Raw genomic sequence first — 6,443 nt, 5'->3', positions numbered from 1 at the left:
TTTGGCTTTTAAAATACGGGCAATCTCAAAAAATAGCGTGCCTCTGGTATCTTCAAATCCCTTTAAATTGCCACAAATACTAAAGGGTTGACAGGGAAATCCTGCCATTAAAATATCATGATTGGGAATGTCTAGGGCAGCGATTTCGGTAATATCTCCCTGGGGTTGGTCGCCAAAATTAGCGTGATAAATTACCTGAGCATCTTTATCTATATCACAGGAAAAGACACAATCAGATTCTAAGTTTTGTTGGCGACAAACTTGTTCAATTGCAACTCGAAATCCTCCCAAACCACAAAAGAGGTCAATAAAACGGATTTTTTCTTTGTTTTTTAGAAGGTTCATTGATAGCCTATGATCGGCAGTATCGCCAATTATGGGAATAATTAAAAAAGAGACGCTTCTAGAAACGTCTCTAGAGGATTTACTTGCGGTTTTAAACCGTTTCTACCAAGGGACGGGTTAATTTATCCAACTGTTGGGTTAACAGACTCAGGAATAAACCCACATCGGTGACAATACCGACGGATTCTACGGAACCTCGATCGCTTAATTTTGTCACCACGGCCGGGTTAATATCAACACAGACCATTTTTACCCCCGCCGGTGTCATATTGCCCACACCGATGGAATGGAGCATACTAGAGAGCATGAGAATCATGTCTGCACCTTGAATTAAGCGGGAATATTCTTCCTGTGCTTTAATTAAATCCATCTCCGTATCTGGAAGCGGACCATCATCGCGAATTGAACCAGCTAGACTAAAGGGGACATTATTCTTGACGCATTCATACATTACGCCTTTTGTCAATACCCCGGCCGATACAGCTTTGGCGATGTTGCCGTGGCGACGGATGAGGTTGATAATCTTGAGGTGGTGACGATGGCCACCGCGTACGGGGATACCTTTCTGCATATCTACCCCTAAAGAAGTACCCATGATCGCCTGTTCCATGTCGTGAACTGCGATCGCATTCCCCCCCAGTAAAGCGTGAACGTAACCATCGCGGATTAAACGGGAGAGATGTTGCGCTCCTCCGGTGTGAATGACCACTGGACCTGCCGTTACCACCACTTTACCGCCTTGGTCGCGAATTTTACGCATTTCCCAGGCAATCTGCTCGACGGTTAACTCGACCCGGCGCTCGCTGGAAACCCCCGCACCCATAAAGGTAAATTCCTGGGTGCTGTTGCGTTGTTCCCGGGATTCCGCCTGTCGGATAGTACGGATGCCCTCAACTCCCACCATAACGCGATCGCCAGCTTTTAAATCCCGCAGCAGAGTACATTTCGCCGTTTTGCCTTCCGGACTTTCAGTGACGACGATGGCTGCATCCATGCGTTGATTTTCCACCCGCACCCATTCACAATTCACCCGCACTTCCGTGGGATAGATGGTGCTGACATAAAAATCATCGGGAGCGACCCCATCTTGTGTCACCACTGCGGTATTGACATCGCAGATTTCTTGGGGACGAGCGGCCGCACCGAGGTCGATCAATTGTACCATGATCTCCTCCATTACCTCGTGGGAGGGTGCAGAAACGCGCACTTCTGCTGAGGAGGTACTTTGGCGCTCAATCCCTAAAGTGAAGTTTAAAACCTTGAAACTGCCACCGTTTCCTACTACAACATCGAGAGCTTTATTCATAATTCCCGCGTCGAGGAGATGACCTTCTAACTGGAGAATGCGACTTTCAATGGTGACATTAGCGTGATGGTCTGGAATTAAGGGTTCCGTGGTACGCAGGGTTAAACATTTAGCGGCTCCTCCTGCTTTTAAGAACTCCGTCAGGGGAGTTTGTACCACTTCAAAGCCTTTTGCTGCTAACTTATATTGTAAATCGTCACTAATTTTATTCATGACGATTACTTGACCGATATTCACTGCATTACAAGCAAAGTTAACCGCATCGGCTTCTTCAACGATAATGCGTTTTTCTTCGGGAATTTTTAACTCAATTAACCGATTTGAATAGGCATCAAAAGCATCGGGATAGTAGAGAAGATAGCCACCACTAAGGGGACAAAAACAGGTATCAAGGTGATAAAAACGTTCATCGATTAAACGTAGGGATAAAACCTCGATATCGAGCCATTTAGCGATTAAAGGGTGGGAATCTAACTCGGTTCTGAAGCCATATCCTGCCCATAACCAACGTCCTTCCCGATCTAATAATGCGTCTCCTGCACCTTCAAAGGGTAAATCTTTTGGCAGTTCATGAACCGTAAAACCGTTATCTTCAAACCACTGTTTAAAATAGGGTTCTTCTCCCTGTCTTTCTTTGTGTAAAAAGCGACTTAAAACGACAGTTTTTTCCAGAACTAAACCTGCATTAGCGGTAAAAACCATGTCAGGCCAGCCTTTTTCTGGTGTGACTAAATCCACGAGCGCCCGATCTTTGAGAATATGATAAAGCTGCTGCCATTGTTGCCTAGCTTTTTCCTGGGAAGATTTGTGAATGTTGCCCTCCATCCAAGGATTAATCACATAATCCACATCGTAATGATCGGGAGAACACATCAAAAAGCGAATAGTTTCAGTCATATTTTTTGACAATGAATATTCAGTATAAGTAGTCTGGAGATAAGTTTAGACCAATCTTCTATTATACTCTACTTTGCGTCGAAACATCACAGACTTAAGATTAGGACAATTCCTCTGCCACAAGCTAAAAACAGCCTGATTCTAGCCGATAACTGACGGCTACAAGCTTAAATTATTGTAAATCCTGATGTTTAAATAACCCCATAAATTTCGATTTGCGTCCGTGTTCCTTAATTAAACTTTCCCGATAAGTTTGCCATTCTTCCCGTCTTCCCGACATATAAAAGGCATTACGAGCTTTTTTCAGCCATTTAATCGCTTCTTCGTAGCGATCAGCCTTTTTTTCGTCGAGTATCTTTTCCGCAGGAGGACGCGCGCGATCGATTACCCAGTTAGGATCGACGCTAGCAGCCGCATCCATTATCCGCCAAATTAGGTGAGACTGCACATAGGAATTACCAGAAACCACTTCAATTGCATCTCTAACTAAATTTTCGTGGAGAAATATATCGATTTTAGCCTCTGTGGAACGTCCATCGCTAAACTCGCGCAAGTAATCTAACAAGTCTAATTTTAAATCTGGCCAATCTTCCCCAGCTAAAGACTCAATTTTTTGGTAATGGGAAAAGTAAGGTTGGTCTTGAAATGCCTTAATTCTAGCAGCCAAAGCTATATCTATATCCCCTAAAGATTGCGCTAGTTCACTTGTCCAGAGAGCTAATTGATAATAATAATTCCCTGGCAAATTTAGACCAATCTGGGCAATTATTAGAGCGGATTCTGGAGCGGATTCATCCCGTAAAGCTTTGGCAAAAAAGAAAGCTTCATCGTTCTTGGTTATCATGTTTTTTGCGGCTGCCATCCCTTCATCAATGCGATCGAGATAGACTAACTTAGTTAGGTATTCTATCACTTGTCCTGAAGCTAAAGCTAGATTCAAATACTCCTGATCTTTTTCCTGTTTCTCGAAAATTTCTAAGCGAATAGAAGTTAATGTTTGGGCATAATCGGGGATATTCCCTGACCACATTTCTGAAAAATTAGCCGATTCTCCTCGTAAAATCTTCTCTAAAACTGGATCGTCCCATCCCTGTTGTAAGGCTGCTAAACTCATCTCAAAATCGGCACTCCATTCATGCTGCCATTGCTCGATCTTTTCCCTTAAATCTTGCTTTTCTTGGGGATTAAATTCTTTACTTAAAATTGCTGCAGTTAAAACTCGATCGATTCTGGCACTTAAATCATCATTAACAGCACCGTAATCTTCTAAATTATCCCATTCCTCGATACAGGCGCTAATAATTGCTTCTAAAATAGCGATCGCATTATCCGGTTCTCCCTTTTGATAATAATCTTTGGCCTCATCCACTAGGGCATAAATTTCATTAGAAATTGGGTCTTCTTCGTAGTAATCTTCTTCGATCGCTCGCAGGGATTGCCGCAGTTCATTACGGACAGTATTACGATAAGCTTTGACATTAATAGTTATCTTCCCTCCCGCTTTATTAACTGGGGTAGCTGGAAATAAAAATTTATCAATTGTCTCGATAATTTCTGGGTGTTTAGCCACTAAATGATTAAGCAATTTTCTTAATTTACCTTCATCGATCGGTGTCACTAACTCCTCTAGAGAAGCTTTTTTGATAATTAATTCCGGTTGACGAGAACAGGTTAATAAAACCGCCACAATATGCTTACACCAACCTTCGTAATCGTAGGGACAGGAACAGCAGACATTCTCAAGATTATCTTGGTTAAAATCCATGGCAACTCGATAGGGTTTAACCTCACTACCACTCACTAAAGCTTGCAGATTTTGCCCCCGTTGCCAAAGAGAAATAACTGCACCGTTATCGTAATAATCCTGACCGCGCTGATAGGAAGCATTGGTGCTATTTTGCTGGATAATTTTTTCATTGATAGGAGGAATAGTCATAGTCAGAAAATGAGAGGATTGGGTGATAAAATCTTGTCTGTGGCCAGAAAACTGCCAGCACCGAGGCGGACCAGTGCATCAGCAACCGAGTCAACTTATCTTCAGTTTAGCCTAAATGTGCTATAGTGAAGACACTATGGAAATTAAAAACATTACTCTGTCCCAAATTCGTCGTCCTTTACCGCGACAAACCGATCCCGAAAAAGTTAATCAGTTGATAATCGATCGCTGAGGAGGGATTAAGAGAACCGATCGATGTTTTAGAAGTGGATGGTAACTACTACGGTTTTTCCGGTTGCCATCGCTTTGCAGCTCATCAGCGTCTCGGTAAAGAAACAATTCTCTGTCTAGTTCGTCGCGCTCCTAAATCCGTTTTAGCTAAACACATCGCTTAAGCTGAGAAGTCCCATGAATGAGTCCTTATATAAATATCATCGGCAAAAATTAGAGCAGTTAATGGCAGAAATTGGCTGTAAAAATCTGGAAGAATTGAGTCGGTTATCGGGTCTATCTTCTTGGCAATTGCAGAGAGTTCGCCATGGCTTAATCGCCAAATTATCCTCTGAATCTTTGGTGAAATTAGCTAATGCGCTGCAGCTGCCAGTTAGCGATCTCCTCGCTCATTTTCAAATCCCGACGATGGGGACAGAGTATCGTTCAGGGGAATCAAAAATTATCGAACAAGAGTATCAAAATTTACAGCAAAAATTAGACCAGCAAAAAGAAGAATTAGCCGCAGAATTTCAACGTCAAAGCATCGAAGCGATCGAATCTTGGTTAGTTCAATGGCCCACGGCCGAGGCCGTTGCCCGCAAAAATCCCAACCTAGCAGCCGTCAAAATCCTCTCCCTAGTTAAACCGATTATGCAGTTACTGGAGCGCTGGGGAGTGCAACCAATTGACAGTGTCGGTGATCATGTCGGTTACGATCCGCAAATCCATCAATTGATCGATGGTCAAGCAGCAATTGGTACACCCGTTATAGTTCGTTATCGGGGCTATCGTCATGGGGAAAAACTACTTTATCGTGCTAGAGTGAGTTTAATTAAAGTAGAAATGCCGGAAATTCAACCAGCAGAAACAGAAAATGTCACCGCTTAAAGTGATAATTCTTGCAGAGCTTTAGTGCCGCGAAAACGTCTTTCATTATCTGCTGTGAAAAGTTCCCCCGTGGTCTGCTTTTATCGAAAAAATCGGGTCTAAAACCTCGCCTTAAAGCGAAAAGTTTTTGGAGCGGGGCATAAATCCCCATTACAAAACTAATGGCTACTTGATAACCGCCCCCTGAACGGTTAAAATGATATCATAAGTGATTCGGAGAAAAAAATATGTCAACGCCCTACGATGACTGTTTTGACCACATTACTGATCCTGTCCAACGGAATTCTGTTCGCCAGCAATGGTTACAGATGCTTGACGGAGGTTTATCTGTTGCCGATGTTAGGTGGCTCCTAGATAAGTACCCAGATTTTCGGTTTGCAATTAGTCGGTGGATTTCCGAAAAACCTATAAGTCTCGGTTTTCATTATGGTACAATGGACAGGTTAAAAGATTTTGTTGCTACTTTGCCTGAGTTTAAAGATGTATTTGATAAGTATGTTTCTAAACTTGTTTCATCAGGTAATCTAGAGTATGAACTTAAAAAACTTGCAACTATATTTCCTCAGTTTAAACAAGTGACTGAACAGAGTATAAAGCGTATAAAAGAGGATGAAGAAAAAAGAAGAAAAGATGACGAACTAAGAATAATAAGACTGATGAGCGAACAAAACGAAAGAGAGGAAGCAGGACGATGGTGGAGTGATACACCATACTAGCCGTAGCGACTGTCTTGATTGTCAAGGGGTAACTCAAAAAACAATCAAGGAGTTGCTGTCGAACCTAAAATCTCAAGCCAGAAAAAAGCGCAGCAAAAACTAAGTCGCTCAGGTTAAACCAAAGCAAGCGCAACCCTTGATC

At 42.5% G+C, this 6,443-nt stretch carries 5 protein-coding genes and 1 pseudogene; 3 read left to right on the top strand and 3 right to left on the bottom strand.

Annotated elements, in window-relative coordinates; translation table 11 throughout:
- The 3 genes from dcm to IM479_RS13150 form a co-directional block, all read right to left on the bottom strand.
- On the bottom strand, positions 1–345 hold a 345-nt coding region (gene dcm / locus IM479_RS13160), incomplete at its 3' end, for a DNA (cytosine-5-)-methyltransferase (protein ID WP_287687180.1).
- A 91-nt stretch (positions 346–436) separates the two neighbouring features.
- On the bottom strand, positions 437–2,548 hold the full coding sequence (gene argZ, locus IM479_RS13155; RefSeq protein ID WP_287079263.1) for a bifunctional arginine dihydrolase/ornithine cyclodeaminase: 2,112 nt from the start codon (positions 2,546–2,548) through the stop codon (positions 437–439).
- A 172-nt stretch (positions 2,549–2,720) separates the two neighbouring features.
- Positions 2,721–4,484 carry an SWIM zinc finger family protein gene (locus IM479_RS13150; protein WP_287687178.1) on the bottom strand — a complete coding sequence of 588 codons (1,764 nt, stop codon included), beginning with the start codon at positions 4,482–4,484 and terminating at the stop codon, positions 2,721–2,723.
- A 115-nt stretch (positions 4,485–4,599) separates the two neighbouring features.
- Between IM479_RS13150 and IM479_RS13145 the strand changes: the two are divergent.
- The 3 genes and pseudogenes from IM479_RS13145 to IM479_RS13135 all read left to right on the top strand — a co-directional run bounded on the left by IM479_RS13145 (position 4,600) and on the right by IM479_RS13135 (position 6,301).
- Positions 4,600–4,879, top strand: a pseudogene (locus IM479_RS13145) (ParB N-terminal domain-containing protein).
- Between the two features lie 13 nt (positions 4,880–4,892).
- A complete protein-coding gene (locus IM479_RS13140) occupies positions 4,893–5,585 on the top strand; it encodes a helix-turn-helix domain-containing protein (protein ID WP_286826283.1) in 693 nt (230 codons plus the stop codon).
- Positions 5,586–5,812: 227 nt separating this feature from the next.
- Entirely contained in the window at positions 5,813–6,301 is a 489-nt protein-coding gene (locus IM479_RS13135) for a hypothetical protein (RefSeq protein WP_287687176.1), read from the top strand.
- The last annotated feature ends 142 nt before the right edge of the window (positions 6,302–6,443 follow it).

The sequence above is a fragment of the Microcystis sp. M165S2 genome (assembly GCF_020245885.1).
Taxonomy (GTDB): domain Bacteria; phylum Cyanobacteriota; class Cyanobacteriia; order Cyanobacteriales; family Microcystaceae; genus Microcystis.
This window is presented reverse-complemented; position numbering and strand designations above follow the sequence as displayed.

Bases quoted from the DNA above. Each gene is read 5' to 3' on its own strand.
- IM479_RS13135 (WP_287687176.1), top strand. From the start codon at position 5,813: ATGTCAACGCCCTACGATGACTGTTTTGACCACATTACTGATCCTGTC.
- IM479_RS13140 (WP_286826283.1), top strand. From the start codon at position 4,893: ATGAATGAGTCCTTATATAAATATCATCGGCAAAAATTAGAGCAGTTA.
- argZ (WP_287079263.1), bottom strand. From the start codon at position 2,548: ATGACTGAAACTATTCGCTTTTTGATGTGTTCTCCCGATCATTACGAT.
- IM479_RS13150 (WP_287687178.1), bottom strand. From the start codon at position 4,484: ATGACTATTCCTCCTATCAATGAAAAAATTATCCAGCAAAATAGCACC.